Annotated in this window: 19 protein-coding genes; 15 read left to right on the top strand and 4 right to left on the bottom strand. The window is 58.5% G+C overall.

Features of this window, described 5'->3' with window-relative positions; translation table 11 throughout:
- Positions 1-8 precede the first annotated feature (8 nt).
- Positions 9-518 (bottom strand): PEP-CTERM sorting domain-containing protein, encoded by a 510-nt coding sequence (locus GWR55_RS05695; protein ID WP_162401397.1) that lies wholly within the window; start codon positions 516-518, stop codon positions 9-11.
- A 209-nt stretch (positions 519-727) separates the two neighbouring features.
- Between GWR55_RS05695 and GWR55_RS05690 the strand changes: the two genes are divergently transcribed.
- The 4 genes from GWR55_RS05690 to GWR55_RS05675 all read left to right on the top strand — a co-directional run bounded on the left by GWR55_RS05690 (position 728) and on the right by GWR55_RS05675 (position 4,035).
- Positions 728-1,978 carry a tagaturonate epimerase family protein gene (locus GWR55_RS05690; protein ID WP_162401396.1) on the top strand — a complete coding sequence of 417 codons (1,251 nt, stop codon included), beginning with the start codon at positions 728-730 and terminating at the stop codon, positions 1,976-1,978.
- 66 nt (positions 1,979-2,044) lie between these two features.
- Positions 2,045-2,554: a gluconokinase gene (locus GWR55_RS05685; protein ID WP_162401395.1), complete on the top strand. Its 510-nt coding sequence runs from the start codon at positions 2,045-2,047 to the stop codon at positions 2,552-2,554.
- A 28-nt stretch (positions 2,555-2,582) separates the two neighbouring features.
- Complete coding sequence (locus GWR55_RS05680; RefSeq protein ID WP_162401394.1) at positions 2,583-3,359, top strand: SDR family NAD(P)-dependent oxidoreductase; 777 nt, start codon at positions 2,583-2,585, stop codon at positions 3,357-3,359.
- 64 nt (positions 3,360-3,423) lie between these two features.
- Positions 3,424-4,035 (top strand): HAD family phosphatase, encoded by a 612-nt coding sequence (locus GWR55_RS05675; protein WP_162401393.1) that lies wholly within the window; start codon positions 3,424-3,426, stop codon positions 4,033-4,035.
- A gap of 7 nt (positions 4,036-4,042) precedes the next feature.
- On the opposite strand, the gene GWR55_RS05670 is transcribed toward GWR55_RS05675, so the two are convergent.
- On the bottom strand, positions 4,043-4,543 hold the full coding sequence (locus GWR55_RS05670) for a TlpA disulfide reductase family protein (protein WP_238398665.1): 501 nt from the start codon (positions 4,541-4,543) through the stop codon (positions 4,043-4,045).
- 19 nt (positions 4,544-4,562) lie between these two features.
- Between GWR55_RS05670 and GWR55_RS05665 the strand changes: the two genes are divergently transcribed.
- The 5 genes from GWR55_RS05665 (at position 4,563) to truB (ending at position 8,119) form a co-directional block, all read left to right on the top strand.
- Complete coding sequence (locus GWR55_RS05665) at positions 4,563-5,639, top strand: glycosyltransferase family 2 protein (protein WP_162401391.1); 1,077 nt, start codon at positions 4,563-4,565, stop codon at positions 5,637-5,639.
- Between the two features lie 56 nt (positions 5,640-5,695).
- Positions 5,696-6,109 (top strand): 6-carboxytetrahydropterin synthase, encoded by a 414-nt coding sequence (locus GWR55_RS05660; RefSeq protein ID WP_162401390.1) that lies wholly within the window; start codon positions 5,696-5,698, stop codon positions 6,107-6,109.
- Positions 6,106-6,513, top strand: coding sequence for a 6-carboxytetrahydropterin synthase (locus GWR55_RS05655; protein WP_162401389.1), 408 nt, complete (start codon positions 6,106-6,108; stop codon positions 6,511-6,513). The genes GWR55_RS05660 and GWR55_RS05655 overlap by 4 nt, the downstream gene beginning before the upstream one ends.
- A gap of 38 nt (positions 6,514-6,551) precedes the next feature.
- Positions 6,552-7,160: a GTP cyclohydrolase I FolE gene (gene folE, locus GWR55_RS05650; protein WP_162401388.1), complete on the top strand. Its 609-nt coding sequence runs from the start codon at positions 6,552-6,554 to the stop codon at positions 7,158-7,160.
- 86 nt (positions 7,161-7,246) lie between these two features.
- Complete coding sequence (gene truB / locus GWR55_RS05645; RefSeq protein WP_162401387.1) at positions 7,247-8,119, top strand: tRNA pseudouridine(55) synthase TruB; 873 nt, start codon at positions 7,247-7,249, stop codon at positions 8,117-8,119.
- Here the strand turns inward: truB and GWR55_RS05640 are convergent.
- The gene (locus GWR55_RS05640; RefSeq protein WP_238398664.1) at positions 8,100-8,720 is read right to left on the bottom strand and encodes an arylesterase; all 621 of its coding nucleotides are present in this window, start codon (positions 8,718-8,720) and stop codon (positions 8,100-8,102) included. The two genes, truB and GWR55_RS05640, sit on opposite strands and share 20 nt — an antisense overlap.
- Before the next feature lie 185 nt (positions 8,721-8,905).
- On the opposite strand from GWR55_RS05640, the gene GWR55_RS05635 reads away from it, so the two are divergent.
- From GWR55_RS05635 to GWR55_RS05615, 5 genes are all read left to right on the top strand, one after another.
- A complete protein-coding gene (locus GWR55_RS05635) occupies positions 8,906-9,616 on the top strand; it encodes an ABC transporter ATP-binding protein (protein ID WP_162403793.1) in 711 nt (236 codons plus the stop codon).
- 1 nt (position 9,617) lies between these two features.
- Positions 9,618-12,200: an ABC transporter permease gene (locus GWR55_RS05630; RefSeq protein WP_162401385.1), complete on the top strand. Its 2,583-nt coding sequence runs from the start codon at positions 9,618-9,620 to the stop codon at positions 12,198-12,200.
- Positions 12,201-12,295: 95 nt separating this feature from the next.
- Positions 12,296-13,468 carry a galactokinase gene (gene galK, locus GWR55_RS05625; RefSeq protein ID WP_162401384.1) on the top strand — a complete coding sequence of 391 codons (1,173 nt, stop codon included), beginning with the start codon at positions 12,296-12,298 and terminating at the stop codon, positions 13,466-13,468.
- Positions 13,465-14,499, top strand: coding sequence for a UDP-glucose--hexose-1-phosphate uridylyltransferase (locus GWR55_RS05620; protein WP_162401383.1), 1,035 nt, complete (start codon positions 13,465-13,467; stop codon positions 14,497-14,499). Before galK ends, GWR55_RS05620 begins: the two co-directional genes overlap by 4 nt.
- Positions 14,500-14,519: 20 nt before the next feature.
- The gene (locus GWR55_RS05615) at positions 14,520-15,467 is read left to right on the top strand and encodes a type I phosphomannose isomerase catalytic subunit (protein ID WP_238398663.1); all 948 of its coding nucleotides are present in this window, start codon (positions 14,520-14,522) and stop codon (positions 15,465-15,467) included.
- 87 nt (positions 15,468-15,554) lie between these two features.
- Here GWR55_RS05615 and GWR55_RS05610 read toward each other — a convergent pair whose 3' ends face one another.
- Entirely contained in the window at positions 15,555-16,421 is an 867-nt protein-coding gene (locus tag GWR55_RS05610; protein WP_162401382.1) for an IclR family transcriptional regulator C-terminal domain-containing protein, read from the bottom strand.
- A gap of 217 nt (positions 16,422-16,638) precedes the next feature.
- Here GWR55_RS05610 and pgi point away from each other — a divergent pair, with 217 nt between their 5' ends.
- Positions 16,639-18,276 carry a glucose-6-phosphate isomerase gene (gene pgi, locus GWR55_RS05605; protein ID WP_162401381.1) on the top strand — a complete coding sequence of 546 codons (1,638 nt, stop codon included), beginning with the start codon at positions 16,639-16,641 and terminating at the stop codon, positions 18,274-18,276.
- The last annotated feature ends 45 nt before the right edge of the window (positions 18,277-18,321 follow it).

Raw genomic sequence — 18,321 nt, 5'->3', positions numbered from 1 at the left:
CACTGGGATCAGTGTGTAAAGGCCTTTCTCCGCAGGCTTCCGGCAACCCCGAGGATCCCGGTGCCGAGCAGAAGCAATGTGCCGGGCTCAGGAACAGGAGAAGCGGCTGGAGTAACGTCGAAGGTGATGGGGAGTGTATCGGTGAAGTTATCTTCGTCGCGGAAGAACGCGAAGTATCCCGTGCCGTCGTTATAGACATTCACGTCGAAACTGTCAGGGCCATTCGCTGCGCTGAAGCTGAACCCATTCGGGTCCAGGGTCTGGGCGTTTGTGGGAAAGAGCAGGTTGTCGTTGCCGTTAAAACCGCCCGGAGCGATGATGCCGGTCACTCCGGTGGCTGAAATTCCTGTGATGAGGTATTGCCCCGATCCATTCGGGGTCGTTTCAAGAATTCCCGATCCACTGAAGCCGCCGGCGCTTCCACTGACGGCGAAGTTAAAGGTATCGGCATGGGCCGCCAGTGACGAGGTTGCGCATACCGCTGCGACGGCCAGAAGACACGAACGAATCAGAGTCATGGATAGATCCCTTTCGGCAAATTAGCTCTGTATTTGTTTGGGTCGAGAAGAGCAAACGGCATGAAAGAGCCCGGCTCTGGCGCAGTTAGATGCAGAATCATCTTCCGTGAGAGGCCCGGAGGTAGCTTTCTTCTGTGCCGGTTGCCTGTGAGGAGAGGATGGGGATATGATTGGTTGGACCACTATTCCGTCGATTGGGTGATGAGTTGATGACACAGCTTCCGAGGTTTTCCATAGGGGTAGGCGACCGATTCGCCCACCAGGCCAAAGCGCAGCTTGCTGCATGCATTAAGGCGAAGGAGGCCGGTCTGGAGGTCGTGCCCGTCTGGAATAAGTCCAACCGTGAGCACAACATCATCGGCAGCGATCCTGCACAGACCCGGAAGGCCGCGGATGCTGCCGTCAGGGAGCTTGGCTGGACTGCGCCCTACTATCTCGACGCCGACCACATCAATCTGACCACGGTCGACCGTTTTCTTGCGCCGTGCGACTTCTTCACTCTGGACGTCGCCGAGATGATTGGTAAACCGGCGGATGCAGCCGATGTAAAGGCCTTTGTGGGCCGCCATCCGGAGCTGATCGGCACTGTTTCCATTCCTGGAATTGCGGAGCCCTTCCATACCGACGAAGCGTTTGTTACGAAGGTCGCGAATAAGTTTCTGGCGGCAGTGCAGGATGCAGGCAGGATCTATCGCTACCTGGTGGAAAAGAAGGGTGACGGCAACTTCGTCCCTGAGGTCTCCATGGACGAGACAGACTCGCCCCAGACGCCGGTTGAGCTGCTGATTATTCTGGCAGCGATCGCCGATGAGAAGATTCCCATCCAGACGATTGCTCCGAAGTTTACGGGGCGCTTCAATAAGGGCGTGGACTATGTGGGCGACGTCGCACAGTTCACGCGCGAGTTCCGCGAAGACATCGCCGCGATTGCATTTGCGGTCCAGAAGTACGGCCTTCCCGCGAATCTGAAGCTGAGCGTCCACTCCGGATCGGACAAGTTCTCAATCTACAAGTCGATTCACGATGCAGTTGTGAGCACCGGCGCCGGTGTGCACCTGAAGACCGCCGGTACGACCTGGCTTGAGGAGATCATCGGCCTGGCGGAGGCAGGGGGACAGGGACTCGAGATTGCGAAAGAGGTCTATCGCGAGGCATATGGTCATCGCGAGGAGCTTTGCGTGCCCTACGCGAGTGTCATCGACATCGATCCGGCGAAGCTGCCCACCCCCGAGGAAGTGGATGGCTGGACGAGTGAGCAGTTCGTCTCCGCTCTACGCCATGATCAGAGCAACCCGGCCTACAATGCCAGCCTTCGCCAGCTGCTTCACGTCGGCTTCAAGGTAGCGGCAAAGATGGGTGACCGTTATCTGAAGGCGCTCGAAGCCAACGAAGAGAGCGTTGCCAGAAACGTGACGACCAACCTGTTTGATCGGCACATCCGTCCTGTCTTTCTGGGATAAGGAAGACTGAATTTTGCCTGAGGCGGTATTCTCGGAGACTGGTCCCGGAAAGGATATCTGGAACGGATGATTGTTGTACTGATGGGTGTCAGCGGGTCAGGGAAGACGACCATCGGCGAGCTTCTTGCCGAGCGTACGGACGCAACCTTTGCCGATGCCGACGATTATCATCCCGCTGCTAATAAGGAAAAGATGGCAGCGGGGCATCCTCTGAACGATCAAGACCGGCAGCCCTGGCTCGAGACACTGAACCGCCTGATGCAGGGCTGGTATCAGGATGGAAAGAAGGGCGTTCTTGCCTGCTCGGCGCTGAAGCAGAAGTATCGCGATACTTTAGAGCAAGGCATGCCCGAGGGAACGGTTACCTTTGTCTGGCTGGACGGTTCGGCCGAACTGATCGGAGAGCGCCTGGCAGCGCGTCATCATGAATTTATGAACCCCAAGCTACTGGAGAGCCAGATCAATACGCTTGAGCCCCCCAAAGATGCGGTGCGGGTCGTGAATGATCGGAGCCCGGAAGAGGTTGTAGATAGAATCCTCCAGAAGCTTTCAACGGCTGCAAAATCGAATCAGTAAAGAAATAGACAGGAGAGGGACGGAATTCATGGCGCACTCATTGTTTGATCTGACCGGAAAGACGGCGGTGGTAGTGGGCGGTACTTCGGGCATTGGCCTGGCGATGGCGATTGGCCTGGCGGAATCTGGAGCCGATGTTGTTGCGACCTCGCGCCGAGCCGAACAGGTCGAGGAGGCCGCGCAGGCGATCGAATCGAAGGGACGGCGCACGCTTCGTCTTACCTCCGATGTAGGCGACCGCACTTCTCTGGAAGCGTTGTTCGAAGGAACGATTAAGGAGTTTGGCAAGGTCGACATCCTGATCAATTCGGCAGGCAAGATCAAGCGCGAGCCCACGCTGACCGTCTCCGAAGAGACATGGAACGACATTATGGACACGAATGTGACGGGCACGCTGCGGGCCTGCCAGATCTTCGGGCGTCATATGCTGGAACGAGGTTACGGGCGCATCATCAATATCGCGTCGCTCAACACGTACGTCTCTCTGAAAGAGGTAACTGCGTATGCCGCCAGCAAGGCTGCGGTCGGAGCCCTGACGAAATCACTGGCGGTCGAGTGGAGCTCCCGTGGCGTCACGGTCAATGCGATTGCCCCTGGTGTCTTCCGGACAGCCCTCAACCAGAAGCTGCTGGACGAGAGCGACCGCGGCAAAGAGCTGTTGATGCGCACGCCGATGGGCCGGTTCGGCAAGACCGAGGAACTGATAGGATCTGCGATCTTCCTGGCTAGTGACGCTGCAAGCTTCGTGACCGGAGAGATCCTGGTTGTAGACGGCGGCTTCCTTGCCAGCGGCGTCAACCAATAACTGATTGCGAGATCAGAAGATGTCCTGCCGGGTAGTGTTCTCTGCTACCCGGTAGAATTATGAAATGGCCTTCGAACTGGAGAGGGGAAGCTTCGACGCCCTGGTCTTTGACTGCGACGGTACTCTCGTCGACAGTGCGCCGGCACATCTGTACTCCATGCAGCAGGCGCTGGCTCCGCTGGGCCTGACGATGAATCCGGAGTGGTACAGCTCCCGCCACGGGTTGGGACCTGACGATCTTCTGGACGCCTACGAGGCGGATTTCAAGGTCGAGTCCTTTGTGCGCGAAGACTTCTATCGCGCGGTGAACGAGGTATTCCTGGCGAATCTTCACCTCATTGAAGAGATTCGGGTCGTTACCGACGTGGCCCGCCACTGGTTCGGCGTTGTGCCTATGGCTGTCGCCTCGAACGGTGTAAGAAAGAACGTGGAAGCGACACTGATTGCCACTCGACTGCGTCCGCTTTTCTACACCATTGTGACTGCTGGAGAGGTGAAGCGTGCCAAGCCAGCTCCTGATGTCTATCTGGAGGCGGCGCACCGTATGCGCGTGGCTCCGGAGCGGGTAGTGGTGTTCGAGGACTCGAATGAGGGTCTGGAGGCTGCTTCACGCGCCGGTATGCGCTCCTTTGATATCCGGGACGTCTGGGTGCCTCATCGTGCGGCGGCACGATAGGTTAGCCTTAAAGCTTCGAGAGATAGTCCACGATCTCCGGGCTGGTCCAGGTCTGCGGCCCGATGAACTTTCTGCGCAGAATGCCATTGCGGTCGATCACATAGGTTTCCGGGTAGCGGAAGGTCCCGTACATGGAGCTGATGCGCTGCTGGCCGTCGCGAACAGTCGTAAGGTTGAGATGGTGGTCGGCGAGGAAGCGTTTATACGCATCGGCATCTTCGTCAGTGCTGACAGCAATCACTGCGACCTGCGGCATCCTGCTCTGAAGCTCCATCAGGGTAGGCAGTTCTTCGATGCAGGGAGGGCACCAGGTCGCCCAGAAATTAAGCACGACAATCTTGCCGCGATACTTCGAAAGGTCCACCGACCCGGAATCGTTGCTGATGGAAAAAGTTGGCGCCTTTTTCTCAACCTGCCGAGGGTGCTGGCCGCGATCGCAGCCCACCAGGGCCAGCAGCAGGGCCAGACCGATCCATATCTTCCGCGTCTTCCGCAATGAACGCTCCACATTTCTATAATACGAACTTGTGACCGAAGGTGTTGACGAATACGACGGAAATGCCGGACTGGAGCTTTCCGTCATTGTTCCCGCCAGAAACGAGGAGCTTTCGCTGCCGGCCTGTCTCGCCTCCCTGGTAAGCCAGTCAGAACCAGGATTTGAGCTAGGGCGCCGGTGGGAACTGATCGTGGTCGACGATCACTCGACCGACCTGACGCGATCCATCGCCTCTGCCATGGCCCAGGAGCATCCCGGAGTCCGTGTCATCGAGGCTCCGGAGCTGTCGGCGGATGCAATCCGTTTTACAGGGAAGAATAATGCCTGCTGGGCTGCAGCTCGACAGGCGCGAGGCCGCTGGCTGCTCTTTACCGACGCTGACACGGTTCACGAGCCAGGCGACCTGTCGCGATCGATCCGCGAGGCGGAGGTTCACCATGCCGTTCTTCTGTCGTATTCTCCCCGGCAGATTGTCACGGGCTTCTGGCAGCGGGCGGTGATGCCGCTGGTCTTCTCGGAGCTTGCCAGCGTCTATCGCATGCCGGAGATCAACGACCCCAAACGGAGCATCGCCGCGGCCAACGGTCAGTTTCTGCTGGTCGAGCGTGAGGCCTACTTTGCCATCGGGGGGCATCACGCCGTGGCCGCGGATGTCCTTGAAGACGTCGCTCTGGCCCGCACGATCAAGCAGAGCAAGCGGATCATCCGCTTTCGCTATGCTCCGGACGCGCTTTCTACGCGCATGTATCGCACCACCCGCGACATGATCGAAGGATGGACCAAGAACCTCGCGGTTCTCTTTCCCCGGCCTATCTACCTGGCTGCGTGGCGTGTTCTCGACGTTGCTCTCTACTTCGGTCTGCCTCTGCTTGCGCTCGGGATTCCGTGGCTCGTCAGCTGGCAGCGCTGGATCCTTATACTCCTGTGGCTTAGAACGCTCTGGCGGTTTTACGGCCGTGTGGCGCGATCGAACTTTCCGTATACCGATGTGGCAATTTCGATTCTCGGCGTGCCGTTGTTCGTCTTTTTGCTGGTTCGGAGCACGCTGCATCACAAGATTCGGCGCAGTGTGGTCTGGAAAGGGCGCAGCTATCCGACGGGAAGCTGACATGGGCGCTCTCGCTCGCTTAGAGCCCGGAGGCATAAACTAGAAGAAGAGGCGAGATGATCTTTCTTACACGCAAGGCAGAGTTCTCCTCCGCGCACTTCTACTGGGTCGATGACTGGTCGGAAGACGAGAATCTGAAGGTCTTCGGCAAATGCGCAAATCGCAACGGCCATGGGCACAACTACACCGTTGAGGTGACGGTCGCTGGCGAAGTCGACCCCGTCTCGGGATTCGTTGTGGACCTCAAGCAACTCAAAGACATCCTCGAGCATGAGGTGATCCGGGTCTACGATCATCGCCATCTCAATCTTGAGGTGCCGGAGTTCCGTGAGAGCATCCCGACGACCGAAAATATCGCGATCGCCATCTGGAACAGGCTGGCGGACAAGATTCCGAACGCGCGGCTGCATCGCGTTCGCGTCTACGAGATGCCGGACCTGTTTGCGGACTTTTACGGGGAGCAGGAATGAAGGCCTATCTCTCGCGCCGCTATCACTTCAGCGCGTCGCATCGGCTGAACAGCCCGGCCTATGCGGAGGAACGCAATCGCGAGGTCTACGGTAAGTGCAACAATCCTCATGGGCATGGCCACAATTACACGGTCGAGGTGACCGTGAGCGGCAGGGTCGATCCGGTGACGGGAATGGTCTGCAACCTGGCCGACCTGGATGCCTTTGCGCAGAAGAATCTTCTGGAACGGTTCGATCACACCAATCTGAACGAACTGGAGTGCTTTGCGTATCGTGTCTCGACCACGGAGAATCTATCTATTGAGGTATATCGCATCTTTGCAGGTTTTCCGGGTGCACACCTGGAGCGCATCCATATTGAAGAGACCGGCAATAACTCCTTTGACTACGCTGGCGACGGCTGAGAATCCCGCTGACGTAATCTCACAAGAAAGGCCCGGACATGATCAGCACTGAAACGACACTGGAAAAGGCTTCGCTCTCTGATGCCTCCACGCAGGACCTCTACCGAGAGCTTTTGATCCGCATCGGCGAGGATCCCACGCGCGACGGCCTTATTCGCACGCCGGAGCGCATGGAGAGGGCGCTGGCCTTCCTGACCCGGGGCTACAAGATGGATATCGCCGACGTGCTGCATGCGGCGCTGTTCGATGTCGACTATGACGAGATGGTCATCGTCAAGGACGTGGAGTTCTTCTCGATGTGCGAGCACCACATGTTGCCGTTCTTCGGCAAGGCGCACGTTGCGTATGTGCCCAACGGCAAGGTCATTGGCCTGAGCAAGATTCCACGCCTGGTGGACGTCTTTGCCCGTCGGCTGCAGGTGCAGGAGCGGCTGACGCGGCAGATCGGCGAGGCGATCACCGAGGCAATTGATCCTCAGGGCGTAGCCGTCATTCTGGAGGCGCAGCACCTGTGCATGATGATGCGTGGAGTCGAGAAACAGCACTCGCTTACCGTCACCTCGGCCATGCTGGGCGTCTTCAAAACCCAGCTTCAGACGCGCAACGAGTTTCTCTCGCTCGTGCGCAGAAACGGCAGCGCTTTCTAGAGGACCTCTGCCGCTTACGAAAGTACCGAAAAACGTTTGTTTTACCGCACGTGCGGGGAGGGCGAGCCAGTAGACTAGGCAATGGAATGAATGGTTTGTTAGTGATGGATAAGCCTGCCGGCATGACTTCGCACGATGTGGTCGCAATCGTCCGGCGGGCAACAGGGGAGCGTTCCATTGGGCACCTGGGAACCCTGGACCCGATGGCAACTGGAGTTTTGCCCCTGCTGATGGGAAAATACACCCGCCTGGCCCAGTTCTTCGGGCAATCGGAGAAGTGGTACGAGGGCCGAATCCGTTTCGGCTATTCGACGGACAGCTTTGATGCGGAAGGCGAACCCACATCTTCTCCAGCGCCTCTGGAGATGGACCTGGAGCAGCTACGGAAACTGGCTGAGAGGTTTCATGGCGAGATCGACCAGGTGCCTCCTATCTACTCCGCAAAAAAGATTCAGGGGGTTCCCGCGCACAAGCTGGCTCGCGCAGGAGCCGAGGTTCCCGTCAAGGCGGCTCGCATCACGGTTCACGACTTTCAGCTGCTCTCGCTGGATGGAGATGAGGCGAGCTTTACGATCCACGTCTCTGCCGGCGGTTACGTGCGCTCTGTAGCGCACGAACTTGGACAGCTTGCCGGGTGCGGAGCGCATCTGTCATCGCTCCGCCGAACGCGGGCGGGGTCCTTTACGCTCGATCATGCGCTGAGTGTAGAGGCACTGAAAACTCTGTCTCCTCCTGAGATCGCGGCGAGGCTTCCACATCCGCGCATGCTGCTTCCTGAGATCCCCAGCGTGACGGTCGACGAACAGACCGCTGGAAGGCTGCGGAATGGGATGCAGGTCAATGTGCCGGATTTCTCGCGGTCCCCGCTGGTGAAGATCTTTACCAGTCCGGTTGATCTGCTGGCCATCGGACGACGTATCGCCGGTACGCTGGTGCAGCCTATCGTTGTGATCGGATAGAGGGCTTCTTCATCAGAGGCTGAATCAGCGCGCGAACGTTTTCCGCGACCACTTTATTGCCCGCCGCTGTCGCGTGTGTCCGGTCGGCCTGCATCATGCCATCTACGCCAAAGACTCCTTTGAGCAGGAAGGGAATCATGGGGACGTGGTACTTTTTCGCCAGCAGGGTATAGCTCTCGTCGAACTGGCGAATGTAGTCCTGGCCGTAGTCAGGGGGCAGCGTAATACCTGCAAGAACGACTTTTGTCCCACTTTGGTTGAGTGTGGAGAGGATCTTGTCGAGATTGGCCCGGGTATCGGCGATCCGGAGGCCGCGCAGACCGTCATTTCCGCCAAACTCCACGACGACGATATCTGGCTTCATGGCGACGATATGGTCCACCCTTGCGACGCCATCCTTGCTGGTATTGCCGCTGATGCCCGCGTTCACGACGCGATACTCATATCCCTTTTGATCGAGCAGAGTCTGTAGATAGTCGGGATATGCCTGGCCGGGATCGGTGCCATAGCCTGCCGTCAGGCTGTCGCCGAAGCAGACGATCCGCGGCCGCGAATCCTGCCTGGGAGAAGGTTCCGGTGGCGGCTCGACGGCTGTAGGCATCGTGGACGGCTCCGATGGCCTCTGAGACGAAGTTTCCGGCTGTGTGGGCCGGCTGGAGCGGCAGCCTGAGAGACAGACCAGGAGAGCCGCTAGTATAGGAACAATTGCAACGCGCCGCATTGCTACGAATCTATCAAAGAAGCTCAGGCCGAGCAGGGGAGCAGAGAGTGACCGAAGCAGCCACCATGATCGAGGTCCAGGATTTGCGTAAGTCCATCCGGAACGGCGCTCGGACGGTCGATATCCTCAAGGGGATCAGCTTCACGGTCGCGCGCGGGCAGTTTGTGGCCATCATGGGCGCCTCCGGCAGCGGAAAATCGACGCTTTTGGGATTGCTTGCGGGACTGGATACTCCCAGTGCTGGCGAAGTTCGTCTCAATGGGATCTCAATCTCTTATCTTCCTGAAGACAAGCTTGCCAAAGTTCGTGGCAGAACCGTCGGTTTCGTCTTTCAGTCCTACCAGCTTGTTCCTACGCTCACGGCACTCGAGAACGTTCTCCTTCCTTATGAGTTGAATGCAGAAAGCGCAGACGCCAACGAGGGGCAGCGGCGGGCACGGGAACTGCTGGAAAGCGTGGGATTGAGCGACCGCCTGGATCATTACCCCGTCCAACTCTCCGGAGGCGAGCAGCAGCGGGTCGCGTTGGCGCGGGCATTCATTCTGCGACCGCCCATCGTTCTTGCCGATGAGCCTACCGGCAATCTGGATACGACCAATGGAGCGCATGTGCTGGACTTGCTGCTGCACCTGAATCGCACGCTGGGTACGACGTTGGTGCTGGTAACGCACGATCCAGTTCTTGCCGGGTACGCCGACCGGCGCATTGTGCTGCGCGACGGCAGCGTAATCTCGGACGAGATTCAGCAGCCCGTCTCCCTGACGGTGGAAAAATAAGATGGCCTCGCTCTCCTACCGTTCGGCACTCAAGATCGCGATTCGTGAGCTGCATTTCTCGCGAGGAAAATTCTTCTTCGTCGTTCTCTCGGTCGCGATCGGGGTTGCGGCGCTTACGGGAGTGCGCGGTTTCTCCTCCACCTTCCGCGCTGCGCTGCTGGATCGCGCCCGCTCCATCATGGCGGCCGATCTTTCGGCCCGGATGTTCCAGCAGCCGACCCCGCAGGAGCAGAAGGGGCTGGATGCGATAGAGGCGGAGTCCGTCCAGATGACGCCGGTCACCGAAATGCTCTCGATGGCCAGTTCCGCGAAGACCCTTGATCCTCTGCTGGTCTCGTTGAAGGCGGTCGATCCATCCCTGTATCCCTTTTACGGCGACGTCCAGTTGCAGCCCGCGGGAAGTCTGAAGGATGTTCTACACGACGATACCGTTGTCGTTGCGGACGATCTGCTGGTACGACTGCACCTGAACATAGGAGACTCGCTTAAGATTGGAAGTCGGATCTTTCGCATCGCCGCTATTGTGGTGAACGAGCCAGACCGCCTCTCCGGAAACTTTGCTGCCGGGCCGCGTGTCTTCATCACGCGCACCGGACTTGACGCCAGCGGTTTGCTCGCCCCGGGAAGCCATGCAGGTCAGAGATACCTCTTCGAGCTGCCGAAACCGAAGGACGGCACTCCCATCTCGGATAAAACGGTTGCGGACCTGAAGGAGCGTCTGGAGAAGCTGCTGCCCGAGTCGCAGGTGATCGACTACCGCGAGACCAACCCGGCGCTTACACGGGGGCTCGATCGGGCGACCAGCCTGCTTTCCTTGATGAGCCTGGTGGCTCTTGTGCTTGGCGCGGTCGGCGTAGCGATGGCGATGCGGGCGCATCTGGAACAGAGGCTCGATACCATCGCGATCATGAAATCCCTGGGCGCCGGGTCGGCTGAGATTATCCGGATCTATCTGATTCAAACCCTGTTGCTGGGATTGCTTGGAGGCATTCTCGGTGTGGCGTTCGGCGGATTGGTGCAAATGGCCTTTCCGTATTTTCTGGGTAAGCTGCTGGGTGTATCCACGGCATTGCACGTGCAGTCTCAGGCGGTCGCTACGGGGCTTGGTGTCGGAGTCCTGACTACCCTTCTGTTCACACTTCCACCTCTTCTCGATATTCGTTCCGTACGTCCCATTCTGATCTTGCGCAGGACTGTAGACGAAAGTTCCGATCCGTTTATCTCTGCGGTCAAGAAGCGGCTTAAAGAGAACGCCGTTCAGATCGTCGCCGTGGTGCTGATCGTCACCGGCCTGGCCGCCATTGCTGCAACGCTCTCAGACTCAGCCATGGTTGGCCAGGTCTTTGCGCTGGGCCTGGTGGCTGTTTTAATAGTTCTTCTTGCAGCCTGCGCTCTCTTGCTCGCGGGCTTACGGAAGTTTCTGGCAAAGACGCGTCTTCGGCTTCCGTCGGCGGTGCGCCATGGACTCGCCAACCTTTATCGGCCGGGCAATCCATCAGCGGCTCTGCTGGCTGCGGTCGGGTTGGGGGTGATGCAGATCATGTCTGTCTTCCTGGTCCAGAAGGCGGTCGTGCACGAACTGCACCTGTCCAGCGCACCGAATCTTCCGAACGTCTTCCTGATCGACATCACCAGCAGGGAAGTTGCGGGCGTCGAGAAGCTGCTGCGCTCCCAACCGAGCGTCACCGCTGCCTCGGAGCTTCTTCCTGTCGTCTCGTCTCGCATTCTTGCAATCGATGGCGTGCCTGCGACCGAGCTGAAGTTGAAGAACTTTCCGAAGCGGATGCTGCGGTCGATCTCGCTGACCTCGTTCGATGCTCCTCCGGCGGGGACTACTGTGGAAGAGGGGTCCTGGTGGAGTGCTGAACAGCAGAAGCCGGTAGTCGCAATTGCGAAGCGTCAGGCCGATCGGCTTGGCGTCCATGTCGGATCAAAGATCACCTTCGCCGCCCAGGACTCTGAATTCGTCGCCACGGTCGTCGCTCTGACCAAGGCTGATGGACAGCATACCTATGCGCGCGCGGAGTTTATCCTCCCCCCTTCTACTCTCAAGGGGCTGCCGGTGGTCTGGTACGGTGGGGTCCACTCCGATCCCAGGCGCGTAGGAGAGTTGCAGCGTGCGCTCTATCATGCCTTTCCGACCGTGACGGTTATCAATGTTGCGCAGGCACTTGAGACGGTGCGTTCCGTCGTTATCCAGATCACCTATGTAATCCAGTTTCTCGCGGCCTTCAGCGTATTTGCGGGCATCGTCATTCTCGCCAGCGCCGTGGCCGGAACCCGCTATCGTCGTATTCGTGAGGTCGTTGTTTTAAAGACCCTGGGCGCCACCAGAGGAAGAATTGCGGCTGTATTTTCGATCGAATTTGCAGTGCTCGGCCTGGTTGCCGGCCTTGTCGGAATCGCCTTTGCCAATATCGTTGCTCGTATTCTGCTGGGCAGAATGTCTGTTACCTATCATTTCCACTGGGGGTGGAACGTCGCTGTGCTCTTGCTGACCGCGGCCGCCACCGTGGCGACAGGCTGGGGAGCCAGTTTTCGTGTGCTGGGGCAAAAGCCACTTGAGGTGCTTCGGGAAGAGTAAACCGGTGCTTTTACGAAAACAGGTGGGTGCTTCTGCCGGACAAACGATAGGATGAAGAAGGTTTGCCAACTATCGGGAGCCTTTCGGATAAGTGAATGAAGTTGACGGACAAAGCAGTACAGACTGCGCATGAAGATCATTTTGGCCAGCCGGGAAAGCTCTTTCGCGCGCCGGCACGGGTCAATCTGATTGGGGAACACACCGACTATACCGGCGGTCTTGTGATGCCGATGGCCATCGACTTTCAGACGATCGCGGTCATCAGCCCGCGGGAAGACAAACGGCTCGCGTTTTACTCCCATAACTACGGCGAAGAGACCATCTTTGACCTGAAGAGTCTTGAGCGCGGGCGACAGGGGCACTGGAGCGACTACCCGGCAGGAGTAGCGTGGAGCCTCTGGAAAGAGGGCATTCGCTTCGGGGGATTCAACATAACGCTTTCCGGCGATGTCCCCCTGGGAGCTGGCCTGAGCTCCTCGGCGTCGGTCGAGGTAGCCGCAGCGATGGCAATCCTGTCTCTCAGCGAGTCGACGCTTCCCCTGGCGAAGCTGGCCACGCTCTGTCGTAGGGCCGAGAATGAATTTGTCGGTGCGAAGAGCGGGATCATGGACCAGTTCGTCGTCGCCGGAGCCGTGGCGCATCGCGCCATGATGCTGGATACGCGTTCGCTCGAGTTCGATCTGCTGCCTCTTCCCGACGATGTTCGGGTTGTAATTGCCAATTCTATGGTGAGGCACGCGGTTGCCACCGGCGAGTATGGCAATCGCCGTGATGAGGTTGAAGCGGGGCAGGCTGTGTTGCAGCAAGAGTGCGGGGTAGCGCTGCTGCGTGACGCCACGCTGGCTGACCTGGGCGCCTGCCGGGACAGGATGTCTCCGGAGAGCTTTGCGCGATGTAGGCACATCATTACTGAGAATGAGCGTGTTCTGCAGGCCCGCGACGCTCTGCTGGAGAGCGATATGCCGCGTTTCGGAGAACTGATGGTGAAGGCTCACACGAGCATGCGCGACGATTTCGCCGCAAGCTGCGAGGAAGTCGATACGCTGGTTGAGATCGCTCTCAGACAATCGGGATGCATCGGGGCAAGAATTACGGGAGGCGGCTTCGGAGGCTGCACGGTAAATATCGTGAAGGCTTCGGAGGCGGAGGCGTTTGTCTCCGCGGTTCAGCGCGAGTACGCGCAAGCGACAAAGATCGAAGCTGATTGCTTTATCTGCGAACCGGCCGATGGTGCTCTGGCATTGGCGAAGAAAGGCGGTGTTGCTTGAACCCGTTAGCGCTGCAGAACCCTCACCGTCGCTTCAATCCGCTCAAACGCGAGTGGGTGCTGGTTTCGCCGCACCGCACGCAGCGCCCCTGGCAAGGACAGATGGAGAAACCGGCCCAGACTACGGCTCTCCAATACGATCCCGATTGCTATCTCTGCCCGGGCAATATGCGCGCAGGCGGCCATAGAACCGACAACTACACCAGCACGTATGTCTTTGAGAATGACTTTGCCGCATTGAAGCCGGACGCGCCTCTGTTTTCCATGGATGAGGAGGAACGAGGCTTGCTGGTCGCCGAAGGCGAGAGCGGCATCTGCCGCGTCCTATGCTTTTCTCCGCGACACGATCTCACGCTGGCCCGTATGGAAGTCACGGACATTCGCCAGGTTGTCGATCTGTGGGATGCGCAGACCCGGGAGTTGGGTGCGCGCGACGATATCCGTTACGTTCAGGTCTTCGAGAACCGCGGGGCGATGATGGGCGCGAGCAATCCCCACCCGCACGGCCAGATCTGGGCGTCCCGCTCAGTTCCCAATGAGGCGCTAGTGGAGCAGGCTGCTCAGCAAGCCTATTTAAGCGAGCATGGCTGCTGCCTGCTGTGTGCCTACCGCGAGATGGAGGTTGCACGCGGCGAGCGCATCGTTACTTCCAATGCCAGCTTTGTGGCTCTGGTCCCTTTCTGGGCAGTGTGGCCCTTCGAGGTGATCATTCTTCCCGTAAGGCATATCGCCGATCTGGCTGCGATGACGGATACGGAGCGCGACGACCTGGCGGCTATTCTAAAAGCAGTAACCTCGACGTACGACAAGGTCTTCGATACGCCATTTCCTTATTCGATGGGACTGCACCCGCAGCCCTGCGAGGGGAAGGAACATCCGGAGTGGCACTTTCATCTGCACTTTTACCCGCCGCTCCTGCGCTCGGCTATGGTACGAAAGTTCATGGTGGGGTTCGAGCTGCTGGGGTCGCCGCAGAGGGACATTACGCCGGAGTCGGCAGCGGAGACGTTGCGGAAGGCAGCAACCCGTTAGCCCTGTCTCAACAAAATACGATGACAGGTTCTGGAAAGATGGATGGAGGAGTGATGGAAGTTTCGCCGTTTCGCCTGAAGCCGTGGTTCAGCCCCCGGCCCTGGGGAAGAAAGAGTTTGAAGCCGTGGTACGAAGATACCGGCACGACGGAGCTGGTAGGAGAGGCATGGCTCACAGGGCCGCAGTGCGTCGTTGAAGAAGGAGAGCTTGCCGGCAAGACGCTCGCGGAGTTGGGTCCGCAGATGGGCGGCGAATTTCCTCTGCTGGTGAAGCTGCTCTTTCCCAATGAGAAGCTGTCAGTCCAGGTGCACCCGGATGACGCCCAGGCACAGGCTGCCGGAGAGACTCGCGGCAAGACAGAGTGCTGGTATGTGCTGGACGCAGAACCCGGCGCTTTCGTCATGTTGGGCTTGAAACCTGGTGTCGACGCAAAGATGCTGGCCGCTTCAGTTGCAGATAACACGATGGAGTCTCTGATCGAGAAGGTTCCGGTGAGCGTGGGAGACATGCTCTTTGTCGATGCTGGCACGGTGCATGCCATCGGGCCCGGCGTGGTTCTGCTCGAGACCCAGCAGACCAGTGATGTGACCTATCGCCTGTACGATTATGGGCGTCCTCGCGAGCTGCACCTGGAGCAGGGGCTGAAGGTCATCAAGCCAAAGACACAGGCGGGTAAAGTTGCGCCGAAAGAGATGGCGGGCTTTATCCGGTTGATCGAGCAGAAGTATTTCGTCGTTGATCGGTTTGAGCTGGGACGTGCGGTGGAGCAGAGCCTGACTCTGGAAGGCCCTGCCTGTCTCGTCGGCCTCAGAGGGAAGGCCTGGGTGGTGACCCCTGGCAGTGAGGTTGAGCTTGAGCCAGGCAAGGCTGTAGTGATCCCGGAAGGCACCGGACAGGTGATTGTGGATGCCGAGCAGGGAGCTACGTTTGTGCGTTGTGTGGCGCCGGCGACCTCAGCTTCTATCTGAACCGTAAAAATACAGGGATCCTTCGATTCGTTCAGAATGATCGATGCGAGGAATCCTTGTATTTTTGAAGTGCTGCGTGACACTAATTCAGCGCAGAAAGACGGCCAGTTCCGATGCTGCGTTGCGAAGATGTGACAGGAAACGGGTCTGCATCTCGAGCGTCGAAAGGCGCGGCGCGCTTCCGCTCAGATTGAGAGTCGCCACGGCGCGTCCATTGGGAGAGAAGACGGGGACGGCGAGAGAGCGCAGCCCTACTTCGTACTCCTGGTCACAGAGAGCGTATCCGTTGCGGCGAATGTTACGCAACAGCATCCGCAGTTTCTCGACGGAGGTAACCGTGCGTGTAGTGTGCGGAACAAGGTTGACGCGCGCCAGATAGGTTTCGATCTGCTCCTGGGGAAGATACGCAAGCAGGATGCGGCCCATGCTGGTGCAGTATGCAGGCAGGCGGCTTCCGATGTGCAGATCGACGGCCATGACGCGGTTGACCGTGCTTCGTGCCACATAGACAATGTCGTCACCATCGAGCGTGGCTACGGAGAATGATTCGCGCAATGCGGCCGACATGCGTTCAAGGATGGGCTGAGCGGCAGAGGACAGCGTGCTCGAAGCAGTGTAGGTATGCGACAGCGTCAGCATGCGCGGACGTAGGGAGTAGCGCGAACCGTCCTCGGCTCCCGCAAAGCCGAGTTTGGTGAGCGTGTACAGGCAGCGACGCACGGCGGCGCGCGAAAGTCCGGTGCGCACGCTCAGCTGCGAAATCGTCATTTGCGGGTTCTGCTGGGTAAAGGCCTGGATAACGATAAGACCTCGCGCGAGCGAGGTCATGAAGTTAGGATCTCCGGTAAAAACATCCAGCGAGGCTGCCGGTGTCTGTTTTTGTGCGGGCGGTAGGGGCGGTACAGGGGGCTGAGGAATTTCAGGAGAAAGCGGACGGCGCGCGGTGGTACTCATGGGATCCCTTTCCGGCCAGGCGGTTCGCGACGGAGAAGGGGCGATAGCCGGACCACTCTTACGATAAACGCACATGTGCCTCGTTCGCAAGTCCATGCTGTTTATGCGGAGGGTGGTGTGCCTGTGAGAAGATACAGCCGACGCGTGTTTCCTTTTGGGGTCATCGATCATCACAGTCCATAAATAAGAGCTTAGATAACAGAGGAGAGATAGACGCATGCCTACGCCACCCAAGCACCCATCCCTTACCGATCGTCCAGCCTGGAAAGCGCTTGGCGCCCATGCGGAACAGATTCGCAGAAGGCATCTGCGCGAGCTGTTTGCAGAGGATTCGTCCCGCGGAGAACGGCTGACGGCACAGGCCGAAGGGATCTTTCTGGATTATTCGAAGAACCGCGTCACCGATGAAACCTTAAAGCTGCTGGTGCAACTGGCCGAGGACTCGGGGCTGAAGGCGCGCACCGAGGCGATGTTTACTGGGGAAAAGATCAACATCACGGAGAACCGTGCGGTGTTGCACGTCGCTCTACGCGCTCCGAAGGGGGAGAAGATCCTCGTGGATGGAGAGGACGTCGTTCCCGGAGTCCACGAAGTCCTGGACAAAATGGCGGCATTTGCCGACAAGGTCCGGTCAGGCGAGTGGAAGGGTCATACAGGCAAACGCATCAAGAATGTTGTGAACATCGGCATCGGCGGTTCTGACTTAGGGCCGGTGATGGCGTATGAGGCGCTTAAGCACTACTCGCAGCGTGATCTGACCTTCCGGTTCGTCTCCAACGTGGATGGCACGGACTTCGCCGAGGCGGTGCAGGATCTGAATGCGGAGGAGACGCTGTTTCTCGTAGCCTCGAAGACCTTCACCACTCTTGAGACGATGACGAACGCTCACACCGCGCGCGAGTGGGCCCTGAAGTCTCTGGGGGATGAGAAGGCGGTGGCCAAGCACTTTGTAGCTATTTCAACCAACGCAAAGGAGGTTGAGAAGTTTGGCATCGATACAGCCAATATGTTCGGATTCTGGGACTGGGTCGGCGGACGCTACTCGATGGATTCGGCGATCGGTCTTTCGACGATGATCGCAATCGGGCCGAAGCATTTCCGCGAGATGCTGGATGGCTTCCACGCGATGGATGTGCACTTCCGGACCACTCCCATCGAAAAGAATCTGCCGGCACTATTGGGCCTGCTGACGATCTGGTATACGGAGTTCTTCGACGCGCAGACGCAGGCCGTGCTGCCCTATGAACAATACCTGAAGCGTTTTCCTGCCTACCTGCAGCAGCTCACCATGGAGTCCAATGGCAAGCACGTGACTCTGGATGGCGCAACCGTGAATTACCAGACCGGCCAGATCTACTGGGGTGAGCCGGGCACCAACGGGCAGCACTCGTTCTACCAGCTGATCCACCAGGGAACGCGGCTGATTCCGTGCGACTTCATCGGGTTCTACAAGACGCTAAATCCCCTGGGACGGCATCACGACATGCTGATGGCCAACGTGTTCGCGCAGGCCGAGGCGCTGGCCTTCGGCAAAACGGCCGAGCAGGTCAAGGCCGAGGGAACACCGGACTGGCTGGTTCCGCATCGTGTGTTTGAAGGCAACCGTCCATCGAACACGATCTTAGTGGATGTACTGACGCCTGCCGTGCTGGGCAAACTGGTCGCGCTTTATGAGCACGCGGTGTTCACGCAGGGAGTGGTTTGGAACATCGACTCGTTCGATCAGTGGGGCGTTGAGCTGGGCAAGGTGCTGGCGACGAAGATCCTGGGCGAACTGGAGGCAAAGGATGAGCCGAAGCTGGAGCATGACAGCTCGACGACGAATCTGATCGAACGCTATCGCAGAAACAAGTAAAGAAAGAGGTTTTCGTAGCAAAAAGGTTCCCCCGATGGGGGAACC

The sequence above is a fragment of the Edaphobacter sp. 12200R-103 genome, from assembly GCF_010093025.1.
Taxonomy (GTDB): Bacteria; Acidobacteriota; Terriglobia; order Terriglobales; family Acidobacteriaceae; genus Edaphobacter.
Note: the sequence above shows the minus strand (reverse complement) of the source record. Positions and strands in the feature narration are given on the sequence as shown.

Bases quoted from the DNA above. Each gene is read 5' to 3' on its own strand.
- GWR55_RS05675 (WP_162401393.1), top strand. From the start codon at position 3,424: ATGGCCTTCGAACTGGAGAGGGGAAGCTTCGACGCCCTGGTCTTTGAC.
- GWR55_RS05635 (WP_162403793.1), top strand. From the start codon at position 8,906: ATGATCGAGGTCCAGGATTTGCGTAAGTCCATCCGGAACGGCGCTCGG.
- truB (WP_162401387.1), top strand. From the start codon at position 7,247: ATGAATGGTTTGTTAGTGATGGATAAGCCTGCCGGCATGACTTCGCAC.
- GWR55_RS05690 (WP_162401396.1), top strand. From the start codon at position 728: ATGACACAGCTTCCGAGGTTTTCCATAGGGGTAGGCGACCGATTCGCC.
- GWR55_RS05680 (WP_162401394.1), top strand. From the start codon at position 2,583: ATGGCGCACTCATTGTTTGATCTGACCGGAAAGACGGCGGTGGTAGTG.
- GWR55_RS05660 (WP_162401390.1), top strand. From the start codon at position 5,696: ATGATCTTTCTTACACGCAAGGCAGAGTTCTCCTCCGCGCACTTCTAC.
- GWR55_RS05615 (WP_238398663.1), top strand. From the start codon at position 14,520: ATGACAGGTTCTGGAAAGATGGATGGAGGAGTGATGGAAGTTTCGCCG.
- GWR55_RS05695 (WP_162401397.1), bottom strand. From the start codon at position 518: ATGACTCTGATTCGTTCGTGTCTTCTGGCCGTCGCAGCGGTATGCGCA.
- GWR55_RS05685 (WP_162401395.1), top strand. From the start codon at position 2,045: ATGATTGTTGTACTGATGGGTGTCAGCGGGTCAGGGAAGACGACCATC.
- GWR55_RS05640 (WP_238398664.1), bottom strand. From the start codon at position 8,720: ATGCCTACAGCCGTCGAGCCGCCACCGGAACCTTCTCCCAGGCAGGAT.
- pgi (WP_162401381.1), top strand. From the start codon at position 16,639: ATGCCTACGCCACCCAAGCACCCATCCCTTACCGATCGTCCAGCCTGG.
- GWR55_RS05630 (WP_162401385.1), top strand. From the start codon at position 9,618: ATGGCCTCGCTCTCCTACCGTTCGGCACTCAAGATCGCGATTCGTGAG.
- GWR55_RS05655 (WP_162401389.1), top strand. From the start codon at position 6,106: ATGAAGGCCTATCTCTCGCGCCGCTATCACTTCAGCGCGTCGCATCGG.
- folE (WP_162401388.1), top strand. From the start codon at position 6,552: ATGATCAGCACTGAAACGACACTGGAAAAGGCTTCGCTCTCTGATGCC.
- GWR55_RS05610 (WP_162401382.1), bottom strand. From the start codon at position 16,421: ATGAGTACCACCGCGCGCCGTCCGCTTTCTCCTGAAATTCCTCAGCCC.
- galK (WP_162401384.1), top strand. From the start codon at position 12,296: ATGAAGTTGACGGACAAAGCAGTACAGACTGCGCATGAAGATCATTTT.